Below are 25938 nucleotides of genomic sequence, written 5' to 3'. Positions count from 1 at the left end.
TTCCTCTAAAAAATAATATCAAGTCAGCGTGATTTAACATTAACTTGGTGGGTCAATCTTATTAAAAGTGCTGTTATTTAATCGAAACCAGCCAGCAATAGAATAGCGATCACATTCTGACGGTAATACTTCATGTGGAAATTCTTCACTTAAAAACACAACAATAGTACCCAAAAAGGGCATGACAGTAGCTATGCTATGATCAGCCACAAAAGCGGTTGGTGATTCATTTTCATAAATCACCAACTCCCCGCCATCAGCAACAGACCAATTTTTATTAAGATAAACCACAACAGATAGCACACGGTTATCTTCGCCTTTAAAGGCGTCTTTGTGCTTCTTATAAAAATCACCTTTAGTGTAAAGTGAAAAATGGCTCTCAAAAGAAAACAAACCAAGGAATAAGCGTCTGTTCAGGTAATTTTGCAGTGACCTTGTCCATTTTATCCACGCACAAGTAGCTATACTGTTATTTGTTATCCAAGAGATTTCATCGGTGCGAATAACGTCACTAATTGCATGTTCTTTAGCTCTGCCAATACCCGCTCGTTTATAGTTTCCTTTTGGTAACGTTGTAATATGTTGTAATAACAAGGTGGTTAACTCGTCAGGTAAAGCATAGTGGCTAATACTATATCCCTTATCAATGATGTCATTTGTGATTGAATCAAACAGCATCGAGTCGCCCTTTGAAAGACCCATATCAGGTAGGTTCAACAGAAATCGACTTTACAATGGTGCTGCCTTCTTCTACAAAATGTAATAGCTCTTTCTTTGTTAAGTCACCTAACCCTAACGACGTGAGTGTTCTTCCTTCTTTAAAGAAATCTCTTGCTAAAAGTCCACCGCACATCTCGATCAAACGGTCACATTCCGGCGTGTTAATACCGAATTTTTCACCTAACGAAGAAAGTAATACCAGTCCCATCGGGACATCTTCGGTTACGTACCTATTGTCAAAGCTATAAGGACCGGGCGGTGATGATATTTTATAGCTTTCAAAAACTTCTTTAGGGTCTTGTGTTAAATCTTCTTCATTTCTAAATAGGCAGGCATCTAGGTAAGGCGTTGGCTCACAATCAAGAGCACTTAACACTGCCATTTTTTCTGCATCTAGCTTTTCTATCATGAGCCATGCCATGTCAGTTGAAAGCGCATCCCTATACATATACGGCACTTCGTCAGGGTGATGTTTTGCACAATATTCAAGCATTGGATACATGACATATAACCCAACGGTATGAACTATAATATTGGGATTATGTAGTGCCGATTCGAAGATATGTTTTCGAACACTTTTTTTATTGATGTTGTAGGCAGGAAATAAATTGGCCGCAATTGCCATGCCGCGCGCAGTTTTTACAGCAGGAAAAAAAGACAATGAATTTCTGGCATTTTTAAATAACACTTTTACTGTGCCAGGTTCAACCACTCTTGCATCGTTAGGTGTTGATTCCCCTTCTGCAAATATTGGGTTGTTGTCGCAATGCTTACTATAATAAATGCTACCTGCATACCCCGGAATTAATATGACTAATTGATCGTCCTGAAAATACTTTGCGACTTTTTCAGCTAATGCTGGGTGATATGTGGTTTGAATAAAAATCATCACTACATTTGCCCCTTCAATAGCTTCCTTAGGGTCTCTGGTGATCACTTCTAATGGTTGAAAATTTTTTTCGACATTATCGCTACTGTCGGTAAAATGACCTGTTTGGGTATTGTCGATGCAATAAATGCCCTTATTTTCAACCATCTTTTCAAAATGCTCGTCATGAGTAATATGATTTGATGTTTTCAATAATCTAACTTTATGTCCTGCTTCGGCAGCCATAAACGCACAAGCAGAGCCGGCATTACCAGCTCCTATGATGGCGATTCTCATTTTTTATCTCAATAATTAAGAAATATAATCAAGGGGAGGGAAACCTCTCCCTTGAGCGTGTGAACGGTGGAAATTTAAAATGTTGAAATGTTGAGATATGGAAATTTAAAAATATGTAAATTAAGCCTAAAGCAAATTAGAACTTATGTAGTTCTAAGGAGTGTTATGTGTATGCTTCTAGTTCTTTTTAATTTATGCTCTACCTTCCATTAACCCTCATAGATATTGATTGAAAGGTAGTTACACAAAATCATTTATAGACTCAACGTTTTAAAGCTATGACCAAAAATTAAACATCTTTGGAGCGCGTATTTTATCGACTGTATTGACTTTATTGACTTTATTGACTGTATTAAGTTTGTTTAGAATTGCTGTTGAATTTGTCAAAGCACTTCTTGAAACATAGCGCATTATTCCCATCTCATTAGGTAATTCATACATGTGCTGCATATTATCTCCAGCAACATGAATATCAATTTCATTTAATTCGTAAAAACTCGCATCGATATTAGGGGTCAGTGGTGCAACAATAACCTCATCAACGCATTTCATATTTCTAATAATTTCGCACCGTTGTTCGCAAGGAATAACAGGTGTTCGTTTATAAGACTCAACGTCTTCATCTGAATGTACGCCAACGATCAAATAATCACCAAATTCTTTAGCTTTGTTTAGAACTGATACATGCCCTACGTGAAATAAATCAAATACCCCACTGGTATATACTTTTTTCATTTTATTGCTCCTATCACAGAACAGGCAGTGAAAAAATCTTCATCACCTGTTCTATTAAATCTTTTCGTCAGAAGTCCATTTGCCGGCAACACATTCTCTTTTAAGTGAATGTTATTTTTTAAAATGCAGCATAGTGCTAGGCTTTACTTCTACTAAGTCAGCCAAAGGAAAGCACGTTGTTCTGTGATAATTACGATGGAACGTGGTATTTAATTCAACCACTCTCCATTATTACTAGAGCTTTGATATGTAGTAACAAAAGACGTTATTTACGTCATGAATTGGAAAATAACAGCCAACAATAGATTAATGTTATCGCTAGCGTGTATATAGCAAGTACGTAGTACCAAATGCCCCCATTGAGCTTAGGCGTTCTTATGGGAGCTACGTTTAAAGCTGATAAAGCTATAAGGGTGATATAAAGAACAATGGTGAAAGCTGAGGTAGTAACAAAGCTTTCTAATAAAAAAACAAAAACAAGAATTATCGCGTTGTTGTCATAGGCAAGGCCTTGATAAGTCGTTTTACCATCTAAACCAAACACATTAAAATAACTTAATCGTAAAACGCCTGCAGCGACTATTAAGAAAGCACCAGGGAATAACCATGGACTATAACTACCGTAGCTCAACAAAATAACCGCAGGACAAACGCCAAAACTGACAATATCGATAAGTGAATCAACTTGCCCGCCCACTTGAGCTTGCTCGGGCGTTCGTCCTTTCATTTTTCGCGCTATTTTTCCATCATTCCAATCAAAAAATACCGCCCAAATTAAGCCGATCATCGCGGCAGGATAATTACCAGTTAGGGCAAAGTATAGGGCGATTAATGCACAAAGCAGACCAAACAAAGAACAGATATTAGGTAAATCATAAGCCATCGAGAGAATCGAGGGAGGTGCTAAACTATTGCTCTGTGTTTTTGCTGGTGGCATGAACTACTCTCATTGAAATTGATTGTATAATTACGGGAATTTAATCTAAAGAGAGAACAATTTGTGGGTATTGTTATCAGTATTAGCTCGTTTAATGCTGTAAATTTTCTAACAGGTAGTATTTATAACATCAAGTAACTTACTCGGATGAGCGTTTGTTGCTAATAGATAATATCTTGGGGCTAATATAACACAATAGCGCTAGTCAATCTCATTTACTTCAATATACCGATAAATAGTCTCGTAACGGTATATGTACCACAGCACTTAAAGAATACTTGTTGGTGATAATTATTCCTTATATAGGTATTCTCATAATAAAAATTTTACACCATGAAATATTACTGAATTTTTATAGATGAGCAGTAACTTCCACAGCACAATTCAGAAGTTCATTTACATCTACCATAATTATCTTTTGGCTGGCCAACTATCGCAGTAGATACGCATATCTATCGTATGGCAAACCGCACAAAATTTGCTATGGGTAAGAATGTCGACCAAGTCGAAGAAAAAATGCTAAAAGTCACCCCTGCTGAATTTAAAGTCGATGTACACCACTGGTTTATTTTGCACGGCAGGTACACCTGTGTTGCCCGCAAACCACGTTGTGGCTCATGTATTATTGAAGACTTATGTGAGTTTAAAGAGAAAACGGAATAAGCTTCAAACAGTATAGTTGATGTCACCCCCTATTGCACTGTACTCAAATGCTTGGTTTTGTTGCCCTGCAATAATATTCAGCTTCATCGCAAAAGGCATCAACGCTAGGTAAGTTGTAATAATTAATGCTTATGATGCACGGTTAAAAACAGCTTAGGTTAAAACATCACTCTCCGCGCAAAGCTGACTTTTGCGGTATGTAGCTTGTTCCCTTTCTTGTCGACTTGTGTGAATCAAAAACCACTATTGAAATTTACATATTTACAATTTGCACTTGAGACTAAATAATAGCGCTCATTCAACTGATCCAGAGCTCAAACATGCCCAATAACCTTCAAGCCGCCATTTTATCTAAAGCGGCACAAATATGTGCAAATAACGGGGTGAAGCTAACTGACAAAAGAAAGAATGTGCTAACAGTATTAATTGATGCCAACAAACCACTGTCAGCTTATGAAATTGTCGATATCTATCGCGCAACACATCAAGTAGCATTAGCGCCGATGTCTGTATACCGCATGCTCGACACACTATGTTCTCTGCCCTTGGTGCATAAACTTTCTTCAGAAAATAAGTATTTAGTTTGCTCTCACATCACATGTGATCACGCGCATGAAACACCGCAATTTCTCATCTGTAAGTGCTGCGGGAAAGTAGCAGAGCGCGGGATTCAGTCAAATGTTATTACCGCCTTAAAAGACAGCATAGAGCAAGCAGACTTCCAGTTAATCAATTCTCAAATTGAACTGCAGTGCTTATGTAAGGATTGTGCTCAGAATGTGGCAAAGAAATAAATAGCCTTTGTTTTAAAAAGGTAGACACAAAAAAGCCGCATTTTAAGTCATCAGCTTAATGCGGCTTTTTTTGTTCGCTATTGCGAATAATTAGAACATTGCTACGAAAAATGCACTAAAGCAAATTGCAATTACAACCGTTGTTCCTAGGGCCATTCTAAGTTCTGTGCTCATCTTTTGCCTCCGAGTTATTATGTGTAAATAATAACGTGATTAGCGAATATTCCCACTGCTAATACTGATAATTGTGAAGTCATACATGTTAATTTTTTAGCTTTTATCTACTGATTAACATTGATATTCTGTCATCTCTATTCACAAGCAGAAATCAACTATGTCGCAACTACTCCACACCATGTTACGCGTTGGTAACCTAGAAAAAAGCATTGAGTTTTACACCCAAATAATGGGCATGAAGTTATTACGTCAGTCTGAGAACGCTGAGTACAAATATACCCTTGCCTTTGTTGGCTTTGGTGAAGAAACCTCAGGCCAAGCAGTAATTGAATTAACTTATAATTGGGGCGTTGAAGAGTATGACTTAGGTAATGCCTTTGGTCATATTGCTATCGGTGAAGAAGATATATATGCCCGCTGCGAAGCAATTACTAAAGCTGGCGGTAAAGTGACTCGAGCTCCAGGGCCTGTTGCAGGTGGCACAACAGAAATCGCTTTTGTAGAAGATCCAGACGGTTATAAAATTGAACTTATTCAGAAAAAATCAGCTACTGCAGCCCTAGGTTAAACCGTGTATCAGTCGCTTTTAGAAGTATGTTTTAGCCAACAAAAAAGCCAGCTTACGCTGGCTTTTTTATGGGTTTCAGTTCGATTAGAACTTCATTGAAACACCTGCATAGAATTGACGACCGATGGTGTCATAAACCTCTGGTACAGTACCGGCTTCATTGCCGCTTGTAACCATTACTGGCTCTTCATCAGTTAAGTTCTTCACACCGAAGTTAGCTGATAAGTTGTCAGTAAAGTGGTACAGACCTGAAATGTTGTGATATAGCACTGATGACACTTTCTCACCAGTGTTTACGTCATTCATTTCACCGATATAACGGTTTGAGTACATTACACTCCAGTCACCTTGGCTAGCAGAGATGTTGAAGTTATTTTTGTATTCAGCATATCCACCATACATGCCACCGATAGTACCTGTGTAATCAATACCATCTTGCTCAAAGTTAAGTAGGTGTGTTAGATCGTTGTTCAATTTCCAATCTAAACCTAACGCTTCAAACGTATAAGCTAAGTTAAAGTCGATACCGCTTGTGTCTTGGTAACCCACGTTAGTTAATGGGTTGCTTAAGTTAGACAAGTCACCATCTGGCGTGATGTTGAAGGTTTCACACGCACTCGTATCACCAGCATGACAAGCATTTAGACCAGCTTGAACATCTAAACGCGAAATTGCGTCTTCAATCTTAAATCTCCACCAGTCTAAAGTCAGAGATAATCCGTCAATATAACTAGGTGAGTAAACTAAACCAGCAGTGAAAGACTCTGACTTTTCAGCATCTAGGTTTTCATCAGAGGTATAGTTAACCAAGATTTGTGGGTCAAGTTCATTTTCCCATGGGTCATCTAGGTAATCATATGAACCAGAGTTACCGCCGTATAGCTCACTAACTGAAGGTGCACGGAAACCTGTAGCCGCTACGGTACGAAGCATTAAGTCACTTGTGGCTTCATAGGTTAAACCCACTTTCCAAGTCGCTGCATTACCAAATGTAGAGTAATCATCGAAACGTAATGCAAATTCACCTGTTAGCTTTTCAGTGAATGGTACACTCACTTCTTGGTATACAGAGAATACATCAAAGCTACCATCTGTTGGGTCTTGCTGAGCGGCTGTACCTTCACCAGCAACAATCACTGGGTCTGGATTAAAGTAGCCACTTTCATGACGGTATTCAGCACCGATTGCAAACGCAACTGCACCCGCTTCTAAATCGAAAGCTTCACCACTGATCACACCAGAAATGATATGCTGCTCGTTACCACCCGTTGTTGCTTCGGTATAGCTAACGGCATCAATCATCTCTTGAGTCATTGGGTCACCACCAAACCAAGCATCTTGGTTAGCATAGATTGACTTTTCCATGTTGCCTTGGTGAATTGAGTTGTGAACCCAAGTTTTCGCTTTGTTCTTACCGTAAGTATAAGCGACATCCCAATCTAGACCGTTGCTTACATCAATGTAACCCGCTAAACCAGCAGAGATACGGAACGTATCAGTATCTTGCTCATAAACACGGTTCCCCACGTCACCCATACGCTTACGGTAGTTAATCATGCCGTCTTCATCAGCCTGAACTCCACCCGCAATCATCGCATCATCTAGGGTAATACAATCATCTTGTTTGATGTTGTTTTCACACACTTTTAAGTCTAGGTTTGCTGGCTGTGCAGCCATCATTTGCTCAGACTTACGCTTGGTGTATAAGAAGTCACCAGTAAATGTGACATCATTTGAAAACTCATGTACAGCGTTAGCAAAGAAGCTATAGCGCTTGTTTGGTGTTTCTAACCAGCTATCTTGCGTGTAGTCGTAACCATATTCACGGTCGCCCCACTCACCTGTTTCAGGATCAAACTGCTTACCACCTAATGTGCCTTCAGGAATGAAAGAACTTGCACCTTGCTCAACCCAGCTACGGTCGCCTTGCATCACACCTTTACGCTCAGAGTAAGCCATACCAAATGTATAGTTACCTCTGTCAGTGTTGAAGCCATATAGACCACTTAGCTCAATGTTCTCACCGTCACTTTCTGACGTAGCGCCACCGGTTACATCTAACTGGAAGCCTTCAAAATCTTTTTTGGTGATGATGTTAACAACACCTGCAATGGCATCAGAACCATATACGGCAGAAGCACCATCTTTTAGGATTTCAACACGAGCAATCATGGCAACAGGGATTGTGTTTAAGTCAACTGCACTGTCTGCACCTGAACCTGAATTAACCATACGACGGCCATTCAATAACACTAATGTTCTGTTTGCACCCATACCACGTAAATCAACTTGTGCAACACCCCGTGCACCATTGTTGGTAGTTGAGCCCATAGCCATACCAGCCATTGCTGGTTGTGCCTGTAAAATTTCATCAACCGAGTTATAACCTTCAGCACGGATTGAAGATGCGTCAATTACAGTAACAGGTGATGCTGTTTCCATATCTTGACGTTGAATACGTGAGCCCGTGACTTGAATACGTTCTACGTTAGCAGACTCTTCGGCTGCAATTGCGTTGATTGAAATTGTTGATGTAGCAGCGATCGAGGCGACTAATGCGCTCTTGATGCTCGTTGCTAATATAGACTTTTGGTTCATAACAGACTCAGCTCCCTAGCTTTACTATTTTTTTTCAGCGTTTTACTGCCGCTATTGACGTCATCTAAATAATTATTTGACTCGACGTTGCAGCCGATACTGTAGAACCAGAGTTGTTTCGTCAAACCCCAAACCATTAACAACCCCACGCACTTTTGTTAAATATTTATGCAAGCTGAAGTTAACAGTTTTGACAAGCCTCTTATAGAAAACCAGAACCACAACGCATCGCTAGTTGAAAAGCCCGCATTCACCCAAAAAAGCAGTTAAATAAACCAAGGGCAAGTTAACACAATGAAAACAGCAGAATTAAGAAAAACGTGACACAGATCACATTATATTTCTGAACTTATTATAGATAACATAAATTAACGGCATTACAGGCGACCGCAGAACTAAATAAACAAGATAGAGTTTTTACTATTTATTTTTAGTAACTTACGGCAAAACATTGTTAGATTGATTATTTTATGCACGTTTAATATTCATAACTACTTGAGACAGCCTTGTTAGCTCGCGGTGTAAAGCAATGAGAAATTGGTACGAATAAGCGGTATCTTATTAGCCCACACAATAAGCCATTCACAAATTAACCAAATAGCTATCAAAGCTGTAACTTATGCACACAAATTAAACAATTAAACTTGCATCACACTTAATCTATGACCTAATAGAAATGTTAAAATTTCATTAACATCAAAAGTGAATGAATATGCAGCAGTTGTGAATTTTGCTTGTGACAATATGTAGCGATGCTACGTGTTACATCAACACGCGCTGAGAGAATACTAATTTGTTAATGCGTACTGACTTAGCACAGCATGTTGACGACTAAAGGAAGTTAAGCCTAATTTTTGAAAGTTAAACTATGCAAGTGAAACAAACACTGCTGTAGTAAAGAAATGTGCTGTTAGCGATTCATCATATACCTCAGTAAACTTGTCAGGGTGCCTTTCGCCTACCATGTAATGAATGGCATTGTTCAAGCTGTAGTTACCCACCACCAATTGATAGCAAGGCACACTCACCACTATATACCTGTATACAACCAAGTTTAGTTAACGAACAACTTTTACACCATTGCTGATTTAACATCACATACGCATAATCATTCTCGCCAATTGATTAACATTTTCACCACATTGTGTGTTTATTAATTATTAGTATCTCGTACAAAATCAAACTAATACACATAACGTATTGATATTAAATAAGTTAACAATCTGGCATGATAAGTGCTATACCCAAAGCATTACAGCAAGATCTCCTAATCTTGCTCATTATTAATAAAATTGACTATGTTTTGGGGCGGGTATTCCTATGGAAAGGTTCAAACAATTATCTCTAGTTCTTCCTTTGGTTGGTCTAATGGCACTGAGTGGCTGCGAGCAAGCACCTGCTGAAACTAATGAAGAAGAACAGTATGCAATTCCAGTAGAGACGACAACAGTAGTGCATGCTGATGTCTCTTCTTTTTACAGTACAACTGCAACGTTGGAAGCCCCTCTCGAAGCACACGTGATGAGCAGATTGGCAGGACTCATTGAATCCATCAATGTCGAAGAAGGCGATCGTGTTACTAAAGGTCAAGTGCTAGCTGTGGTTGATGCAAAGCGTCAAGAATACGATTACAACCGCTCTCAAGCTGAAGTTAAAATCATTGAACAAGAGTTAAATCGATTAAAGCAAATGAAGAACAAAGAGTTCATCAGCCAGGATACGATGGCAAAACTCGAGTTCAATCTACAAGCAGCCATTGCCCAACGCGACCTTGCTAAATTGAAGGTCAAAGAAAGCTATATTACCTCCCCTATTGATGGTGTGATTGCAATGCGCCATGTCAAAGTAGGCAACATGGCAAAAGAGTTCCAAGAGTTGTTCTATATTGTCAATCAAGATGAGCTGCATGGCATTGTGCATCTACCAGAGCAACAATTATCGAGTTTACAACTGGGTCAACAAGCCAGTATTTATGCCAATAAGCACTCCGATATGGCAACACCAGCAAAAGTGTTACGTATCAGCCCGATTGTTGATGCGCAAAGTGGCACTTTTAAAGTGACATTGTCTATCCCTAATCAAGACGCTAAGTTAAAAGCCGGTATGTTTACTCGTGTGGAGCTGGAATATGACACACATCAGGATGTGTTAACCGTGCCGTATAACGCACTAATCAATCAAGACAACGTGCAGGCGGTCTATGTCATTAAAGATACCATTGCTGAAAGACGCGAAGTAACTTTAGGTTACCGTGAAAACAATACCGTTGAAATTACCTCAGGTGTTGAACTGAACGAGCACATTGTTATTCGCGGCCAACAGAATTTGAAAGATCAGTCACTGGTTGAAATCGTCACCCCGTTAACAGAAATCGTCAAACTGAACGAGCAGCAAAGTCAAACAGCTCAAGCCAATGCTGAAGCCACTGACACTCAAATTGCAGCTAAATAACGGGAGCGAGTTATGTCAATCATCAAAACCTCGGTAAAGCGTCCAGTTACCGTGTGGATGTTCATGCTAGCCATCATGTTATTTGGGTTAGTTGGCTTCACGCGATTAGCGGTAAAACTATTGCCTGATTTAAGTTATCCAAGCGTCACCATACGCACAGCTTATGATGGCGCTGCCCCTGTCGAAGTCGAACAGTTAATTTCTAAACCTATTGAAGAAGCAGTGGGCGTTGTAAAAGGGTTACGTAAAATCAGCTCTATTTCGCGCTCTGGCATGAGTGATGTTGTGCTTGAGTTTGAATGGGGCATCAATATGGATATGGCTAGTCTTGAGGTGCGTGAAAAACTCGACACTATCGAGCTGCCACTGGATATCAACAAACCGTTATTGCTTCGCTTTAATCCTAATCTAGATCCGATTATGCGCTTGGCATTCTCATTGCCCAATGCAAGCCCTGAGCAGCTCAAACAGCAACGTACCTTTGCTGAAGAAGAGTTGAAACGCCGTTTAGAAGCCCTTTCAGGCGTGGCTGCAGTGCGATTGTCAGGTGGTTTGGAGCAAGAAGTCCATATCTTGCTTAACCAGCAAAAACTGTCACAGCTGAATTTAAATGCTGATGATATTAAACAACGCATCAATCAAGAAAATATCAACTTATCAGCCGGTAAAGTGATTCAATCAGATAAAGAGTATCTGGTGAGAACATTGAATCAATTTCACTCGTTAGACGAACTTGGACAAGTCATTGTATTTCGTGATGGTCAAAGGCTGGTGCGCTTATCAGAAGTGGCCACCATTGAAGATGCTTATAAAGAACGCAGTGATATCACCCGCATTGGTGAGCATGAATCCATTGAACTCGCCATTTATAAAGAAGGTGATGCAAACACAGTTGCGGTTGCTAAAAAGCTACATAACGAACTCAATGCAATCAACCAGCTTGATAGTGACAATCAGCTTAACGTGATTTATGACCAATCAGAATTTATTGAAAGTGCTGTAAACGAAGTGACCGCCGCTGCAATGCTAGGTAGCTTACTGGCGATGTTTGTCATCTATCTATTTTTAAAAGATATTATTGCAACACTAATCATCTCTATTTCAATCCCCTTCTCAGTTATTGCCACCTTTAACATGATGTACTTTGCAGACATTAGTCTCAATATCATGTCGTTAGGCGGTATTGCCTTAGCCATTGGCTTGCTGGTTGATAATGCCATTGTGGTGCTGGAAAATATTGACCGTTACAAAACGCAAGGGATGAGTAAGTTAGATGCTGCGGTAAAAGGCTGTAGTGAAGTATCAGGGGCAATTATTGCTTCAACGTTGACAACCTTAGCAGTATTTATTCCATTGGTGTTTGTTGATGGTATTGCAGGAGCATTATTCTCAGACCAAGCCATGACGGTGACCTTTGCCCTACTTGCTTCACTGTTTGTTGCATTAACAGCCATTCCAATGCTGGCATCGCGCAAAGGCTTTAACACACTGCCACTGCCTGTTCAGCAAGCAGATACTGTTGTGCTGGAAGGTAAATGGCAGAAATTTAAATTCTATTTTATCAAAGTCATTGGTTTTCCATTTAAGCTGCTATTTAGCTACCTACCGTCTGGATTACTCACGGCCAGTTTAGTGTTATCCCGCTTAATCAGTTGGGCACTTGGTATGGTTTTCAAGCCAATTGTTGCTGGGTTTAATTGGCTATATGGCCTGATAGAAAAGCTATACCACAAGTTATTAAAACAAGCGCTTTCACACCAGTTACTGACTGTTATTTTTGCACTGCTAATGACAGCAGGTGCTTCAAGCCTATTACCTCGACTCGGTATGGAGCTTATCCCGCCGATGAATCAAGGTGAGTTTTATGTAGAAGTGTTATTACCTCCCGGCACGGCAGTGACCCAGACTGACAATGCATTGCAACAATTAGCTTGGTCAATTAAAGATATGCCACAGGTAAAACATGCATACAGTCAAGCAGGCAGTGGCGGCTTAATGACCTCTGATACCGCAAGAGGCGGTGAAAACTGGGGGCGTTTGCAAGTGGTGCTCAATGATGCCAACGCTTATGCCGTAGTAAAAGCACAGCTTCGTAAAACGGCATTAAGGATGCCTGAACTAGAAGCTAAAATAGATCACCCAGAGCTATTTAGCTTTAAAACACCGCTTGAAATTGAATTGGCAGGTTATGATTTAGGCCAACTTAAAATGACCGCTGATGCGCTGGTCAAAGCGCTGGCAACTTCGAATCGTTATATTGACATCAATACCAGCTTACGAGATGGCCAGCCGGAAATCAGCATCAAGTTTGATCACCAACGTCTTGCTGCACTAGGGATGGATGCGCCAACGGTGGCGAATCGAGTTGCACAACGTGTAGGTGGAACGGTTGCCAGTCAATATACGGTTAGAGACCGTAAAGTGGATATTTTGGTGCGCAGTGAACTCGAAGAGCGTAACCAAATCAGTGATATCGCATCGATGATCATTAACCCTAATAGTGCTCAAGCTATTCCATTAGATGCGGTCGCTACTGTGTCTCTGCAAACGGGCCCTTCTGCGATAAACCGGATCAGTCAACAACGCGTTGCCATTGTGTCATCAAATATTGCTTATGGTGATTTGTCTCAAGCCGTACTGGAAGCGCAGTCAATCTTGGACAAAATGCAATTACCTAGCTCAGTGCAAGTTAACTTTGGTGGGCAAAATGAAGAAATGAACGATTCATTTAACTCATTAAAAATTGCCTTAGTGTTAGCTGTGTTTCTGGTTTACCTGGTTATGGCGAGTCAATTCGAGTCGTTGCTACACCCGCTACTTATCTTAATTGCTGTGCCTATGGCGGTTGGCGGCAGTATTGTCGGCTTATTTATCACCGGCACACATATCAGTGTGGTGGTATTTATCGGGTTAATTATGTTGGCAGGGATTGTGGTCAATAATGCAATTGTACTCGTTGACCGTATTAATCAATTGCGCCGCCAAGGCATACAAAAGCTCGAGGCGATTTCGCAAGCTGCTCAGTCGCGTTTACGTCCAATATTAATGACCACCATGACCACAACATTAGGCTTACTGCCAATGGCTATTGGTGTGGGTGATGGCAGTGAAGTACGTGCGCCAATGGCAATTACCGTGATATTTGGTTTGGCCTTTTCCACCATGTTGACCTTGTTGGTTATTCCTGCACTTTACGGCTTATTTGATCGTAAGTCTTATGAAGTTCAGCAACAAAATGACACGCCACAGCTTGTGGAGGGCAACGCATGAGTATCACCAAACTGGCATTAAAACGCCCTGTTACCACCAGCATGTTCTTTTTAGCCATTGTGTTATTTGGCATGGCAGCCAGTCGTTTATTACCACTGGAAATGTTCCCGGGTATCGATATTCCGCAAATAATGGTACAGGTGCCATATAAGGGCTCTTCTCCTGCTGAAGTTGAACGGGAAATTACCACGGTACTCGAAGAAGCCTTAGCGACCATGAGTGGCATTGAAGAAATGCGCAGTGATTCGACACAAGACGGTGCATTTATTCGCTTGAATATGAAGTGGGGTGAAGAAGTCGCTACCAAGAGCTTAGAGGCGCGTGAAAAAATTGATTCCGTACGTCACCTATTGCCAAGAGATGTTGAGCGTGTGCTTATTCAACAATTCTCCACATCAGATATGCCCATTCTCACGATCCGTATCTCAAGCGAGCGCGAATTATCTAACGCATATGATTTGTTAGAAAAGCAATTAAGGAAACCACTAGAACGTGTTGACGGCGTATCTAAAGTGACCTTGTATGGTGTGGAACAAAAGCAAATTGAAATCCGAATTGATGCAGACAGATTGGCAGCATCAGGTATTAATAGCAGCCAGTTGCAACAAAGGTTAATGGGTGAAAACTTTGTCTTAAGCGCAGGCAATATGCGCGTTAATAACAGTGTTTTTCAAGTATCACCCAAAGGTGAATTTACCAGCCTTGATGACATTAAACTGCTCATATTAAAGCCTGGCGTGCGCCTTGAAGATGTGGCTAATGTGCAATTTGCACTACCAGAGAAGCAAGAAGGCCGTCATTTAGATCAAAATTATGCGGTTGGATTAGATGTATTTAAAGAGTCCGGGGCAAATTTAGTTAACGTGTCTAACCGCGTCTCAAAAGTCATTGAACAAGTTAAGCAAGATAAACAGTTCAATGGCATCAAGCTTTATGTCATGGAAGATCAAGCTTACGGGGTTAAATCATCGCTTAAAGATTTGCTGTTATCAGGTTTATTAGGTGCGCTGCTGTCATTTGGGGTGCTGTATCTATTCCTGCGTAACCTAAAAATGACCTTAGTAGTTGTATCTTCGGTACCGATTTCACTGTCGATGACGTTGGCCGGAATGTACTTTCTTGGTTACTCGCTAAATATTCTATCTATGATGGGCTTACTACTTGCTGTGGGTATGTTAATTGATAATGCTGTTGTGGTGACTGAAAGTGTCCTGCAAGAAAAGCAGCGCCAAGCAAACTCACCAACTCCGACTAATGAGACACCCAGTAAAGCAGCTAGAAACGCACTGCTTTTAGGTGTTGATAAAGTATCTCTGGCAGTATTAGCGGGTACATTAACCACTGCGATTGTGTTTTTACCTAACATTTTTGGTGTCAAAGTTGAGTTAACTATCTTTTTAGAACATGTGGCTATTGCCATTTGTATTTCATTGGCGGCCTCTTTATTAGTGGCGAAAACCCTTATTCCGTTGATGTTGAATGTGTTCGAGTTTGATATCAAGCCAGCAGAAAAAGATGGCAAACTGGCACGCTTTTATCAACGCTCGCTTGCTTGGATATTAGCTCGACCTATCCGCTCTGGTGTGGCCGCCGTCGCTATTCTAGCCTCAACGGCTTTACCACTGTCTATGGTGCAGCAAGATCAAAGTGACGGTGAAAACGGCGATAGATTGTTTATCAATTATCAGCTTGAAGGTCGTCACAACATGAAGGTAACTGAATCTATCATTAATCTGATGGAAGATTACCTCTACGCCAATAAAGAAGCCTTTTACATCGACTCTGTATATAGCTTTTATTCTCCCTATGATGTGCAAACCACTATCTTGCTCCAAAAAGATATTGAGTTTGACATGAAGGATTTAAAAAAACGTATCCGTGAGGGTTTCCCTAAATACTCTATCGCTAAACCCCAGTTTGGATGGGGCGGCGACAATAATGGCGTGCGCGTAACCTTAACAGGCCGCTCTACCTCTGAGCTAATCAAGATCAGCGAACAAGTATTACCATTACTGAGCAGCATTGATGGCTTAGTTGACGTGCGTTCAGAAGTGAACAGTGCTCAACAAGAAGTGATAGTCGTGATTGATAGAGACATGGCCGCCCGTTTGGATGTGTCATTGACAGAGATAGCATCAAGCATCTCTGTGGCACTGCGTGGTACACCTTTACGTTCATTTAGGCATGACCCAAGCGGTGAATTACGTATTGAACTAAGTTTTGATAAATCATGGCAACGCTCGCTTGAGAAACTCAAGCAATTGCCCATCATCAAACAAAATGACCGTGTATACACCTTAGATAGCTTAGCCAGCATCAACATAGTGCCAAGGTTTAATAATATTAGACACTATAATCGCCAGACGGCTCTATCTATAGGTGCCAATCTTGATGATATGACCACTGAAGAAGCGCAAAAGCAGATCACTAAAGTAATGGATACGGTGAACTTCCCTTACGGCTATGATTACTCACTGCGCGGTGGTTTCCAACGCCAAGACGAAGACCAAGCGATTATGGCGGTGAACATGCTGCTGGCCTTAGCCATGATTTACATTGTTATGGCGGCGCTATTTGAATCTTTGGTGCTGCCTACAGCCATTATTACGTCAATATTGTTTTCAATTACTGGAGTATTCTGGGCACTGTGGATCACCATGACACCGATGTCTGTTATGGCAATGATAGGTATTTTAATCCTCATGGGTATCGTGGTTAACAATGGTATTGTACTGGTTGATCAAATTAATCAGATGACACCGGATTTAGCCGACATAAGCGACACGATTAATCAGGTATGCCAAACCCGTTTACGTCCAGTATTGATGACGGTAGCGACAACAGTATTAGGGCTTGTGCCGCTGGCAATGGGTGACACTCAAATCGGTGGTGGTGGACCGCCATATAGCCCAATGGCGATAGCGATTATTGGTGGCTTAACCTTTTCAACAGTAACCAGCTTGTATTTAGTGCCGCTGTGCTATCAAGGTTTGTATGTCATGCGCCACAAAAGTGCGATTAAGCTTGGTGTCGCTGATAGCGTGGCAAAAAGGTTATTGCCTTGGGTTAACTAATCAGTTCTGTGTCGTAAAAGTATCGATAGAAACAGTACCTATAGCAATACATTCAAATGCGATCACTGGCAACAGTGATCGCATTTGCAATTGGTCGCGTAACAACTAATCTGTTACGTTAAGGTTAACAGCAGCCGTAATTAGGCAAGCTCACAACCTTGAGCTTATATATCAATACACATAACAAGTTGAACCTTGATTACAGGAGTAACAATGATTTTTACCACTTCATCAGTTCCTAAACACCTAACAACTTACCTGCCAAGTAAATTACAACGCATACCGGCTAAGGCGTTAGCGCTAACTGGCCTGCTATTGTGTGCAATGAACTGCCCTGTCCAAGCGGATGATGATAGATTTAAAGATGTGAAAATCAGCTCAACTAAACTCACAGAGACTGTTTATCTATTTACAGGCTCAGGCGGTAATATTGGCGTGTCATCGGGTGAAGATGGCGTATTGATTATTGATGACCAATTTGCCCCGCTGGCAGATAAAATATCAGCCCAGCTTGCTTCAATACATAAACACCCTTCCAGTAGTCAGCCCAAATACATTGTTAATACTCACTATCACGGTGACCACACTGGTGGTAATGCACATTTTGGCCAACGCGGCACCATTTTGGCACATCATAACGTGTTGAAGCGCTTAAGCAGTAATGACAAATTGTCAAAATCAGCTTTACCAGTGGTCACTTATGATGAAGGGATCCACATTCACTTCAACAACGACACGCTAAAAGTTATTCACCTAGGCCCAGGGCATACTGACGGTGACAGTGTGGTTCACTGGCAAAACAGCAATGTTATTCATATGGGAGATTTATACTTTAAAGACCGTTTCCCTTATGTGGATTTAAAAGGCGGTGGTTCAGTTATTGGCTATCGCGATAATATTGCGGAAGTATTAAGAGTGCTGCCAGATGATATTCAAATTATTCCGGGTCACGGGGACTTGGCCACAAAATCTGACCTAAGAAAATTCAAGCACATGCTTGATGACAGTATCAATTGGATGAACGAGCACATTCGTGAAGAGAAGAGTATTGAAACCATCCAAGCAGCTGGCATGCCTGAAAAATACAAAGACTGGGGCTGGCGATTTATTACGGAAAAGAAGTGGATAGACACACTCTATCAAGACCTGAGCCAAGCGAAGTAACTTTTTTAACGCTTAAGGCTATAAAGGTAAGTAATACCAAAAGATGAATAACCTGTTACTCATCTTTTTTTATTCCTATTTGGGGGCGTTTTCCGAGCCCTATTTAAAGTGCTTCAACACCCAGTAAACAGGTTTTAAATCCTTGCCTGCAATGGGCATCAAAGGCGCTAATGGGTAACTTAGCCACTGCCAGCGAGTGATATATTGCTTGGTCATTTGCCAGATATGTTCACCACCGGCATGACGATATTGTTTAATGGCACTATCAATCATCTGGCATTGTGGACCCATATAACGATATAAGCTATGAATAAACACCAGTAAATCTCGGATCTTGTGTTGAGTCAGTTGCTCACCTTGTTGATGAGCTTCAAAATCGAAAAACCTCACTTGTCCCTGTTGCCAGCTAATATCCCGCAATGCAGGTCTGCCATGGGCTAAATCCATGTCGTGAAGCTTCGCCAGTGCCATACTGGCATCATTAATTATTTGCTGAAAATGTTCAGGTTCAACTTGATGCTGTAATTGATTAATAGTGCAGCCTGCATCTTCAATCACTAAATAGTTATCGCCCACTTGTGCAACTTTAGGGACAGGTGCGCCAAGTTCATTTAATTTGAGCAGTACATTGGTTTCTTTCACCAATGCTGCACTAGAGTTTTGTTTAAGCAAACGCATTGCACCCGTTAATCGCTCAGCTTGCTTTATCCAATAGCGTTGACCATTGAACTCAAAACTACAAATACGATTATTCTGATTCAACATCAAAGTATGTTGCACTAACTGTTGAAAACTAAGAGGTTCTAAGCCTGTTGGATACGAGTACATAATCACGTCTGCCTAACTGAATCGAACCAACAATTATCCAGTTGAACAAATCAAAGAATAGGAATAACAGTTATTCCAATTTACTAGACCTATAGCTTGTTACACCAATTTAAAATCCATTTACATTTATTTCAATTTGGTTAACTTGATTAGCTTAAGCTTGACACGAAGCCATTCTCGCAGCCTGTAGATGCTAAACACAATATTGAATGGGCATCTCAATCACATAGTTTGAGGGGAAATAGCAAGCAAAGTTGTTCAGTAACTAACCATCAGTTTTTATCAAATTAGCCGCTATGTTATTCATTATAGGAGCCTTAACCATAGCGACATTGGGTTAGAGCTAGGTTTTGAGCGGCTATATCACGTAGATGGTAACTTTGGAGAAGATTTTGAGCCGAAGGTTTCGCTGAGATCAGTCGATGTAGATGGTAAAGCTTCCAAGGGAATAACGGTTACGAGTGATATTAGCTGAAAGACAATATCAGCAAATATGATTCAGAAACAGTAATGGAGGCATAAGCCTCCATTCGTTTTTAGAGCGATAGAGCGGATCAAATGTTAGGCATACTAAACGTTAAATATCACCAACGTTAAGCCCCAATTGCCAACAATATTACGCTTCAGCCTCAACCGTTTCAGCACGATTTTCTAATAACACTGGGATCCCTTCTGTGATGGGATAGGCTAATTTATCTGCTTTACAAATCAATCGATCTGCTTGCTTATCATATTCCAGCTTACCTTTGCATACTGGGCAAGCTACGATTTCTAACAGTTTTCTATCAAAAGCCATTTATGTTTCCTTTTTAAATTGCGCCACCTGCGCTAAGCGGCGCAACAGTGTTTGATCAAATTCTTGTGTAAGTTTTGCATTTACTGGTAAATACCACCAGTTTTTGTGAGCAAAACCGCGACATTTAACCGCATCTTTTTCAGTCATGATTAAACCATGACCACCAGCTACCGCAATCAAACTGGCTTCACTATAGGCCTGATGGTCTTCAAAGGCCTGAGTAGATGCAAGGTTAAAGCCTTGAGACGTCAGGCTATCAAAAAATCGCTGCGGATTACCAATGCCAGCCATTGCCACCAGTGGCTGATTATTGTCAAAATCTGCAGGGATATCTTCACGGGACACTGACGGTGATACAGGCAATGGCGGACAAGGCTCAAGTATCATTGGCACTTCATCACCTTGTGCTTTTGCGCCGTTATTAATGACAAAATCGATGGTTTGCAAACGTGAAATACTTTCACGTAATGGTCCTGCTGGTATTAAACACTGATTGCCATAGCGGCGTTCACCGTCGACAAGTGCAATTTCAATATCACGCCCAAGAGCATAGTGCTGCAAACCGTCATCACTGATAATAACGTTAACATCGAACTCAGATAATAGCCTGTTTGCTGCATCAACACGTTTTGCCCCCACAACCATAGGCACCTGCGTTCGATTAACAATAAGGCTAGGCTCATCACCGACCTCGCTGGCTAAACTGGATGTGTGTACTACCGCAGTACCATTAATATTGCCACCATAACCGCGGCTCACCACACCAGGTTGATAACCATGCGCTCTTAACAGTTCAATTAAATAGATGACGGTTGGGGTTTTACCGCTGCCACCAGCGGTAATATTACCCACTATGATGACAGGTACTGGTAACTGTGTTTGCTGTTTTACACCGAAATTAAATAATCCACGACGAATAGTGCTAATCAGCCAAAACAAACCTGATAAAGGGAGTAATAGCCACTTAAGCCAGTGACCTTGATACCAAATTCGATTAACCCAGCTTTGCATTATTCACCAAACTGCATTTGGTATAAGTTTGCGTAAGTGCCATTTTGCTCAAGCAACTGAGTATGATTACCACGTTCGGTAATTTCACCTTGGTTTATGACTAAGATTTCATCAGCACTTTCAATGGTAGATAATCTGTGGGCAATAACGATGGAAGTTCGGTTGTGCCTTAAGTTATCTAACCCCTGTTGAATCGCCTTTTCAGACTCGGTATCCAACGCTGATGTGGCTTCATCTAAAATAAGGATAGGCGCATCACGTAGCATGGCTCGTGCGATGGCAATACGTTGACGTTGACCACCTGATAACAACACGCCATTCTCACCAACTTGGGTATCTAAACCTTCAGGTAAGGTTTCAATGAACTCCATGGCATGAGCTAAAGTAGCGGCCTTTTCAATTTGCTCACGGGTAACTTCACCCGGGTAGGCATAAGCAATATTGTTGGCAATGGTGTCGTTAAATAGCGTGACTTGCTGAGATACTAATGCCACTTGGTTACGCAGCGATTTCAATTGATAATCGTAGATACTGGTGCCATCAATGGTAATATCGCCTTCACTCAAGCCACCATAAAAGCGTGTGACTAAGCTCGCTATAGTAGATTTACCCGAGCCTGAACGACCAACTAATGCAACAGTTTTGCCCGGTTCAACAGAGAAGTTGATACCATTAAGCGCAGTGCCTTCTTGTTCTGGATAAGCGAATGTTACATTATTAAAAGCCAAGTGCCCGTTAACTCTTTCAATACTGTGCTTGCCTGTATCTTCTTCTGGCTCGGTGTCTAACAATTCAAATACCGTGGTACATGCAGCGATACCACGTTGGAACTCAGCATTAACGCGGGTTAAGTTTTTAATAGGCTGCAACATAGCCAACATTGCACCTAAAATGGCCGCAAAAGTACCCGCAGTCAACTCGGAACTCATGCTTTCCCAGCTAGCGGCATACAATACAAACGCAAGGGCGAAAGAGCCTATCACCATGATTAGTGGTTGGCTGATAGCTTGTGCCACGGCCAGCTTCATATTTTGATAGCGATTCTTATCATTAACTTGGAAAAAACGTTTCACTTCTGTTTCTTGTCCACCAAATGCCAGCACGTTTTTATGACCTTTAATCATTTGTTCAGTGGTGGCCGTTACGCCGCCCATCGCTGACTGAATTTGCTTAGACACTTTTCGAAAACGCTTACTCACTACGCTGATAACAATGCCCATTAACGGGCCAACTACAATAATACACAGTGACAGTTTCCAAGAGTAATAGAACATAATGGCTAACATACCGACCACGGTAATACTGTCACGTACAATTGAAATCAACGCACTACCAGACGCTCGGGCAATTTGCTCAGTATCAAAAGTCACACGAGAAATAAGATTACCGCTATTTTCACGGTCAATGTAACTGACGGGTAAACGTAGGTAATGTTCAAACACCTGCTGACGCATGTCCATTATCAGTTTGGCACTCATATACGACACACAATACGTCGACACAAAATTGGCAATGCCTCGGAGGGTAAACATAAAAATCACAACGAATGGCGCGATTACCATAATGTCATTATTTGCGCTAAACCCTGTGTGTGTGGGCACATCGACACCGGCAACACTTGACGCAGACTGGGCAAAACCTTGGTCGATGAAAGGTTTAATGAAGGCAATGAATGTTGCATCCACAGCGCCATAGGTTAATAACCCCAACACAGCAAAGATGAACATCGACTTCATCGGCAACACATAGGTCATTAACCGTTTAAATACGACCCACATTTCATTATTTTGATTCGCTGACATTGATGGCTTATTTCCTTGCAAATATTAGTCGGCATTCTACTCTGCTTTGACTCCTTCACCAAATTTAAACAAGCGGTTATACCAAAAAGGCGACATATTTTGCCGGTAACTGCTTACTTGATAGCCACTCTGAGTGAAATTAATACTGATTTGCCCTAACTCACCTGTTCGTAAAACCGGCACTTGTTGCTCAGAGTATACTTGTAAAATATCATTTTTAGGGAAGCCAAACTGATTAGCAAAACCTGCTGTCACAATCGCAATTTGCGGACTAATGGCTTCAATTAACGCCGCAGAAGATGAGCTGCGAGAACCATGATGCGGCACGAACATAATGTCCGCATCTATCGATGGCACAGCAAATTGTAGTAAATTCTGCTCACGAGCCTGTTCAATATCGCCAGTTAATAACACTTGATGTTTACCATCACTAACATTCACCACACAAGAGCGATTATTGTCAGTCGTAAAGAAGCCAATATTAGGATTAACCCCTGTAAACTTAATCCCTTGCCATTCTAGCTTTAGTTGATAACAATCTGCTGCTTGAGCACTCATTCTGTGAGTTTTGCTAAGGTCGTGACTCAAATACTGAGCTTGAATCTTCGCATCAGCGATTATGATTGCATTGGGTGCATGTGCTAATAAACGCGTTAAGCCACCGACATGGTCATTGTCATCATGACTGACAATAATATAGTCAATATGGGTAATACCTCTTGCATTCAAAAACGGCAAAATAACTCGTTCAGCATAACTAAAGCTGCTGCCATAGCGTGCCCCCGTGTCATAGAGTAAGGCGCGATTACCACGCTGAAACACAATCGCACTTCCCTGCCCCACATCTAAAGTGTGCATTTGCCAATCACGATTAAACTGCGCAGTTACTGCTTCAGAAAAGGTCTCTGGAGACTCTTGATTCGTTAAGGTAAACCACACTAACGGCAAGCCCAAAAAGCCTATTAATGCTTGCCAATAAAGTTTAAAGCGTTGATTCAACCATGGATACAAGTAAAGCATGACGAGCATTATCACAGCGGTAAGCATGATGGCCGTCGCTTGCTGTGACAAGGCAATTTGAGCCTGAGGTAAATGGTCGCTCAGTGCCAAAATCGTTGAATAAGGGTGTAAGGACAAATCAGCAAAATAAAAGGTGAAGTTATCTAAGGTGTGCCAAGTGAGGGAATCAAACACATCGAAGCCCACTAGTAAAATAGCATGTGACAGCAACCAAGCCGCAATCATCAGCAACATTGATAATATGGCCAGCGGTATAACCACCACACTAAACCATGGAACAAATAATAAATTAAGCCAAATACTATGTGGGCTAACACTGGCAAATAGTATGGCTTGTAACAGGCCAAGCATTAACGCAATACGCCACTGTATCGCCCATAATGTTTGCCAGTATGATAACAACCAGCTAAATAGCTTGGGCCTATATGAACCTTTGTCATCAGCAAATACTTGCCGATTATCACTATTTATTGCATCAGCCTGACCCCAAGGGATTTCTTGCTTGTTATGTTGACTAGATACAGTAAACAAAATCACAGCCAGTGCACCAAAAGATAAGAAAAAACCTGCACTAAGAACCGCAAAAGGGTCTATCAATAACACAGCAAACAACGCGTATAATAAACGGTCCCATGACGTGGTGTACTGCCTAAAGGCAGTTAATAGCACCACTAAAGACAACATCACTGCAGCACGTTGTGTGGCAACTGCAAACCCAGCTAAATACGCATAAAATAACGTAATGCTGAGCGCTAACATCATCACTATCACTTGACGGTGTTGAGTCAACCCTTTCGCAGCTTTGGTGATAAAAACTTGTTTGAATATGAGGTTGAAAATAAAGTAAAACAAACCGAACACCACAGATAAATGCAATCCTGAAATCGCTATCAAGTGGCCACTGCCTGTTTGCCTTAACTGCTGCCATCGTTCAGTTGAAATCGCATATTTATCACCCAATAAAATTGCCTGCAAAATGTCACCATTAGCAAGATTGTGTAGCCTGACCGTTAAAAAGTGCGACAATGTGCTTTTGAATGTGTGTGATTGTGTTAATCGTTTACCCTGCTTAATATTGCCCCGCGCAACGATATGTTGACTGATAAAATACTTCTGCTGATTAAACCCGCCGACATTACCTATGTTACTGATGCTTTTTAACCTTGCCGTGAAAACCCACTGTTCTCCAACCCTTACTTCTTCAGGATTTCGCCAAGATAAGCGGTAATATTGAGGTAAAATATAACTAAGCGTGCTGTCGTTTGCTTGAACCAAAGGTTTAACATCTATACTGATATAGTCGCGGTTTTGACTGACTAGTGATACTATCTCTGCCCTAAATTCCAGTTGCTGAGGTTTTTCAGCAGCTTGTAATGATAAATGGTCGCTCTTTTGAGCAGGATAAAGACCATAAAACACTGTGCTTATCCAGCACATTGCAATCAACAAACCACTAATAAACGCAGCACGCTTTAACAGGCATGCAGCGATGATTAAGCAAGGTATTACCCATGAAATATGAGGTATGTTTGGCCAGATCAGCGCGGATAAACAGCACAAACAATAGCCGTAAATAAATCGGTTCATAGTGGTTCAGTAAAGACAGTAATTGAGCAAGATGCCAAAAAAAATAATTGAAAAGTACATGCCAAACCCTGAAAAGCTGCGTAAGCATAAACACTTACGTATTTTTGGCGAGCTTTTACATAAACCCAATTTATGGACATTAAATCGCAAATCTGCCCCGGGAGCATTCGCCATTGGCTTATTTTCGGCTTGGATGCCAATCCCATTTCAAATGATATTGGCTGCCGCGATGGCAATTTTTTTCAATGTAAATCTGCCCATTTCAGTAGCCTTGGTATGGTTGACTAACCCAGTCACTATGCCATTTATGTTTTATGGCGCTTATTGGGTTGGCAGTAAGCTACTTGGCAATCCACCACAAGACTTCCAATTTGAAGCAAGCTGGGCATGGATTGAATCCTCGCTCACGACAATCGGCCCACCATTCCTGTTAGGTTGCGGTGTTCTAGGGATAATAAGTGCGATTATTGGTTACTTTACGATAGTCAATTTGTGGAAATATTCAGTGCTATTTAAATGGAAAAAGCGCGTTAAATAATCCGTTAACGCTTGAAGGTTTCATTAAGCATTCTAGCTAA

General features: G+C 41.1%; 17 protein-coding genes and 1 pseudogene. 8 read left to right on the top strand and 10 right to left on the bottom strand.

The features are described 5' to 3' along the window. Positions 1-39: 39 nt before the first annotated feature. The 4 genes from ACHUGF_RS10830 to ACHUGF_RS10815 form a co-directional block, all read right to left on the bottom strand. Positions 40-678 carry a 2OG-Fe(II) oxygenase gene (locus tag ACHUGF_RS10830; RefSeq protein ID WP_394131095.1) on the bottom strand — a complete coding sequence of 213 codons (639 nt, stop codon included), beginning with the start codon at positions 676-678 and terminating at the stop codon, positions 40-42. A 25-nt stretch (positions 679-703) separates the two neighbouring features. Continuing rightward, positions 704-1885 (bottom strand): NAD/NADP octopine/nopaline dehydrogenase family protein, encoded by a 1182-nt coding sequence (locus tag ACHUGF_RS10825; RefSeq protein ID WP_394131094.1) that lies wholly within the window; start codon positions 1883-1885, stop codon positions 704-706. A gap of 276 nt (positions 1886-2161) precedes the next feature. Then, on the bottom strand, positions 2162-2620 hold the full coding sequence (locus ACHUGF_RS10820) for an adenylyltransferase/cytidyltransferase family protein (protein ID WP_394131092.1): 459 nt from the start codon (positions 2618-2620) through the stop codon (positions 2162-2164). 274 nt (positions 2621-2894) lie between these two features. Next, positions 2895-3557, bottom strand: coding sequence for a CDP-alcohol phosphatidyltransferase family protein (locus ACHUGF_RS10815; protein ID WP_394131090.1), 663 nt, complete (start codon positions 3555-3557; stop codon positions 2895-2897). Positions 3558-3971: 414 nt separating this feature from the next. On the opposite strand from ACHUGF_RS10815, the pseudogene ACHUGF_RS10810 reads away from it, so the two are divergent. From ACHUGF_RS10810 to gloA, 3 genes and pseudogenes are all read left to right on the top strand, one after another. Further along, positions 3972-4220: pseudogene (locus tag ACHUGF_RS10810) on the top strand (endonuclease III); the annotation flags it as partial. Between the two features lie 320 nt (positions 4221-4540). Then, entirely contained in the window at positions 4541-5014 is a 474-nt protein-coding gene (locus tag ACHUGF_RS10805) for a Fur family transcriptional regulator (protein WP_394131088.1), read from the top strand. Positions 5015-5348: 334 nt separating this feature from the next. After that, positions 5349-5759, top strand: coding sequence for a lactoylglutathione lyase (gene gloA, locus ACHUGF_RS10800; protein WP_394131087.1), 411 nt, complete (start codon positions 5349-5351; stop codon positions 5757-5759). An 84-nt stretch (positions 5760-5843) separates the two neighbouring features. On the opposite strand, the gene ACHUGF_RS10795 is transcribed toward gloA, so the two are convergent. Then, positions 5844-8357, bottom strand: a complete 2514-nt coding sequence (locus ACHUGF_RS10795) for a TonB-dependent receptor plug domain-containing protein (protein ID WP_394131085.1) — start codon at positions 8355-8357, stop codon at positions 5844-5846. A gap of 1320 nt (positions 8358-9677) precedes the next feature. Here ACHUGF_RS10795 and ACHUGF_RS10790 point away from each other — a divergent pair. The 4 genes from ACHUGF_RS10790 (at position 9678) to ACHUGF_RS10775 (ending at position 18316) form a co-directional block, all read left to right on the top strand. Further along, on the top strand, positions 9678-10808 hold the full coding sequence (locus ACHUGF_RS10790; protein ID WP_394131083.1) for an efflux RND transporter periplasmic adaptor subunit: 1131 nt from the start codon (positions 9678-9680) through the stop codon (positions 10806-10808). 12 nt (positions 10809-10820) lie between these two features. Next, complete coding sequence (locus ACHUGF_RS10785; RefSeq protein WP_394131082.1) at positions 10821-14078, top strand: efflux RND transporter permease subunit; 3258 nt, start codon at positions 10821-10823, stop codon at positions 14076-14078. After that, the gene (locus ACHUGF_RS10780; protein ID WP_394131081.1) at positions 14075-17152 is read left to right on the top strand and encodes an efflux RND transporter permease subunit; all 3078 of its coding nucleotides are present in this window, start codon (positions 14075-14077) and stop codon (positions 17150-17152) included. The genes ACHUGF_RS10785 and ACHUGF_RS10780 overlap by 4 nt, the downstream gene beginning before the upstream one ends. Before the next feature lie 213 nt (positions 17153-17365). Next, entirely contained in the window at positions 17366-18316 is a 951-nt protein-coding gene (locus tag ACHUGF_RS10775) for an MBL fold metallo-hydrolase (RefSeq protein ID WP_394131079.1), read from the top strand. A 99-nt stretch (positions 18317-18415) separates the two neighbouring features. Here ACHUGF_RS10775 and ACHUGF_RS10770 read toward each other — a convergent pair whose 3' ends face one another. The 5 genes from ACHUGF_RS10770 to ACHUGF_RS10750 form a co-directional block, all read right to left on the bottom strand. Next, positions 18416-19144 carry a BUD32 family EKC/KEOPS complex subunit gene (locus tag ACHUGF_RS10770; RefSeq protein ID WP_394131077.1) on the bottom strand — a complete coding sequence of 243 codons (729 nt, stop codon included), beginning with the start codon at positions 19142-19144 and terminating at the stop codon, positions 18416-18418. Between the two features lie 616 nt (positions 19145-19760). Further along, positions 19761-19940: a Trm112 family protein gene (locus tag ACHUGF_RS10765; protein ID WP_394131076.1), complete on the bottom strand. Its 180-nt coding sequence runs from the start codon at positions 19938-19940 to the stop codon at positions 19761-19763. After that, the gene (gene lpxK / locus ACHUGF_RS10760; RefSeq protein ID WP_394131074.1) at positions 19941-20951 is read right to left on the bottom strand and encodes a tetraacyldisaccharide 4'-kinase; all 1011 of its coding nucleotides are present in this window, start codon (positions 20949-20951) and stop codon (positions 19941-19943) included. It abuts the gene before it with no gap. Beyond that, entirely contained in the window at positions 20951-22753 is a 1803-nt protein-coding gene (gene msbA, locus ACHUGF_RS10755; RefSeq protein ID WP_394131073.1) for a lipid A export permease/ATP-binding protein MsbA, read from the bottom strand. The genes lpxK and msbA overlap by 1 nt, the downstream gene beginning before the upstream one ends. Positions 22754-22789: 36 nt before the next feature. After that, complete coding sequence (locus ACHUGF_RS10750; RefSeq protein WP_394131071.1) at positions 22790-25360, bottom strand: DNA internalization-related competence protein ComEC/Rec2; 2571 nt, start codon at positions 25358-25360, stop codon at positions 22790-22792. 31 nt (positions 25361-25391) lie between these two features. On the opposite strand from ACHUGF_RS10750, the gene ACHUGF_RS10745 reads away from it, so the two are divergent. Further along, positions 25392-25898, top strand: coding sequence for a DUF2062 domain-containing protein (locus tag ACHUGF_RS10745; protein WP_394131070.1), 507 nt, complete (start codon positions 25392-25394; stop codon positions 25896-25898). Positions 25899-25938: the final 40 nt, after the last annotated feature.

The sequence above is a fragment of the Shewanella maritima genome, assembly GCF_043643735.1.
GTDB lineage: Bacteria > Pseudomonadota > Gammaproteobacteria > Enterobacterales > Shewanellaceae > Shewanella > Shewanella maritima_A.
This window is presented reverse-complemented; position numbering and strand designations above follow the sequence as displayed.

Coding starts and splice junctions, on each gene's coding strand:
- ACHUGF_RS10830 (WP_394131095.1), bottom strand. CDS start 678: ATGCTGTTTGATTCAATCACAAATGACATCATTGATAAGGGATATAGT.
- ACHUGF_RS10825 (WP_394131094.1), bottom strand. CDS start 1,885: ATGAGAATCGCCATCATAGGAGCTGGTAATGCCGGCTCTGCTTGTGCG.
- ACHUGF_RS10820 (WP_394131092.1), bottom strand. CDS start 2,620: ATGAAAAAAGTATATACCAGTGGGGTATTTGATTTATTTCACGTAGGG.
- ACHUGF_RS10815 (WP_394131090.1), bottom strand. CDS start 3,557: ATGCCACCAGCAAAAACACAGAGCAATAGTTTAGCACCTCCCTCGATT.
- ACHUGF_RS10805 (WP_394131088.1), top strand. CDS start 4,541: ATGCCCAATAACCTTCAAGCCGCCATTTTATCTAAAGCGGCACAAATA.
- gloA (WP_394131087.1), top strand. CDS start 5,349: ATGTCGCAACTACTCCACACCATGTTACGCGTTGGTAACCTAGAAAAA.
- ACHUGF_RS10795 (WP_394131085.1), bottom strand. CDS start 8,357: ATGAACCAAAAGTCTATATTAGCAACGAGCATCAAGAGCGCATTAGTC.
- ACHUGF_RS10790 (WP_394131083.1), top strand. CDS start 9,678: ATGGAAAGGTTCAAACAATTATCTCTAGTTCTTCCTTTGGTTGGTCTA.
- ACHUGF_RS10785 (WP_394131082.1), top strand. CDS start 10,821: ATGTCAATCATCAAAACCTCGGTAAAGCGTCCAGTTACCGTGTGGATG.
- ACHUGF_RS10780 (WP_394131081.1), top strand. CDS start 14,075: ATGAGTATCACCAAACTGGCATTAAAACGCCCTGTTACCACCAGCATG.
- ACHUGF_RS10775 (WP_394131079.1), top strand. CDS start 17,366: ATGATTTTTACCACTTCATCAGTTCCTAAACACCTAACAACTTACCTG.
- ACHUGF_RS10770 (WP_394131077.1), bottom strand. CDS start 19,144: ATGTACTCGTATCCAACAGGCTTAGAACCTCTTAGTTTTCAACAGTTA.
- ACHUGF_RS10765 (WP_394131076.1), bottom strand. CDS start 19,940: ATGGCTTTTGATAGAAAACTGTTAGAAATCGTAGCTTGCCCAGTATGC.
- lpxK (WP_394131074.1), bottom strand. CDS start 20,951: ATGCAAAGCTGGGTTAATCGAATTTGGTATCAAGGTCACTGGCTTAAG.
- msbA (WP_394131073.1), bottom strand. CDS start 22,753: ATGTCAGCGAATCAAAATAATGAAATGTGGGTCGTATTTAAACGGTTA.
- ACHUGF_RS10750 (WP_394131071.1), bottom strand. CDS start 25,360: ATGAACCGATTTATTTACGGCTATTGTTTGTGCTGTTTATCCGCGCTG.
- ACHUGF_RS10745 (WP_394131070.1), top strand. CDS start 25,392: ATGCCAAAAAAAATAATTGAAAAGTACATGCCAAACCCTGAAAAGCTG.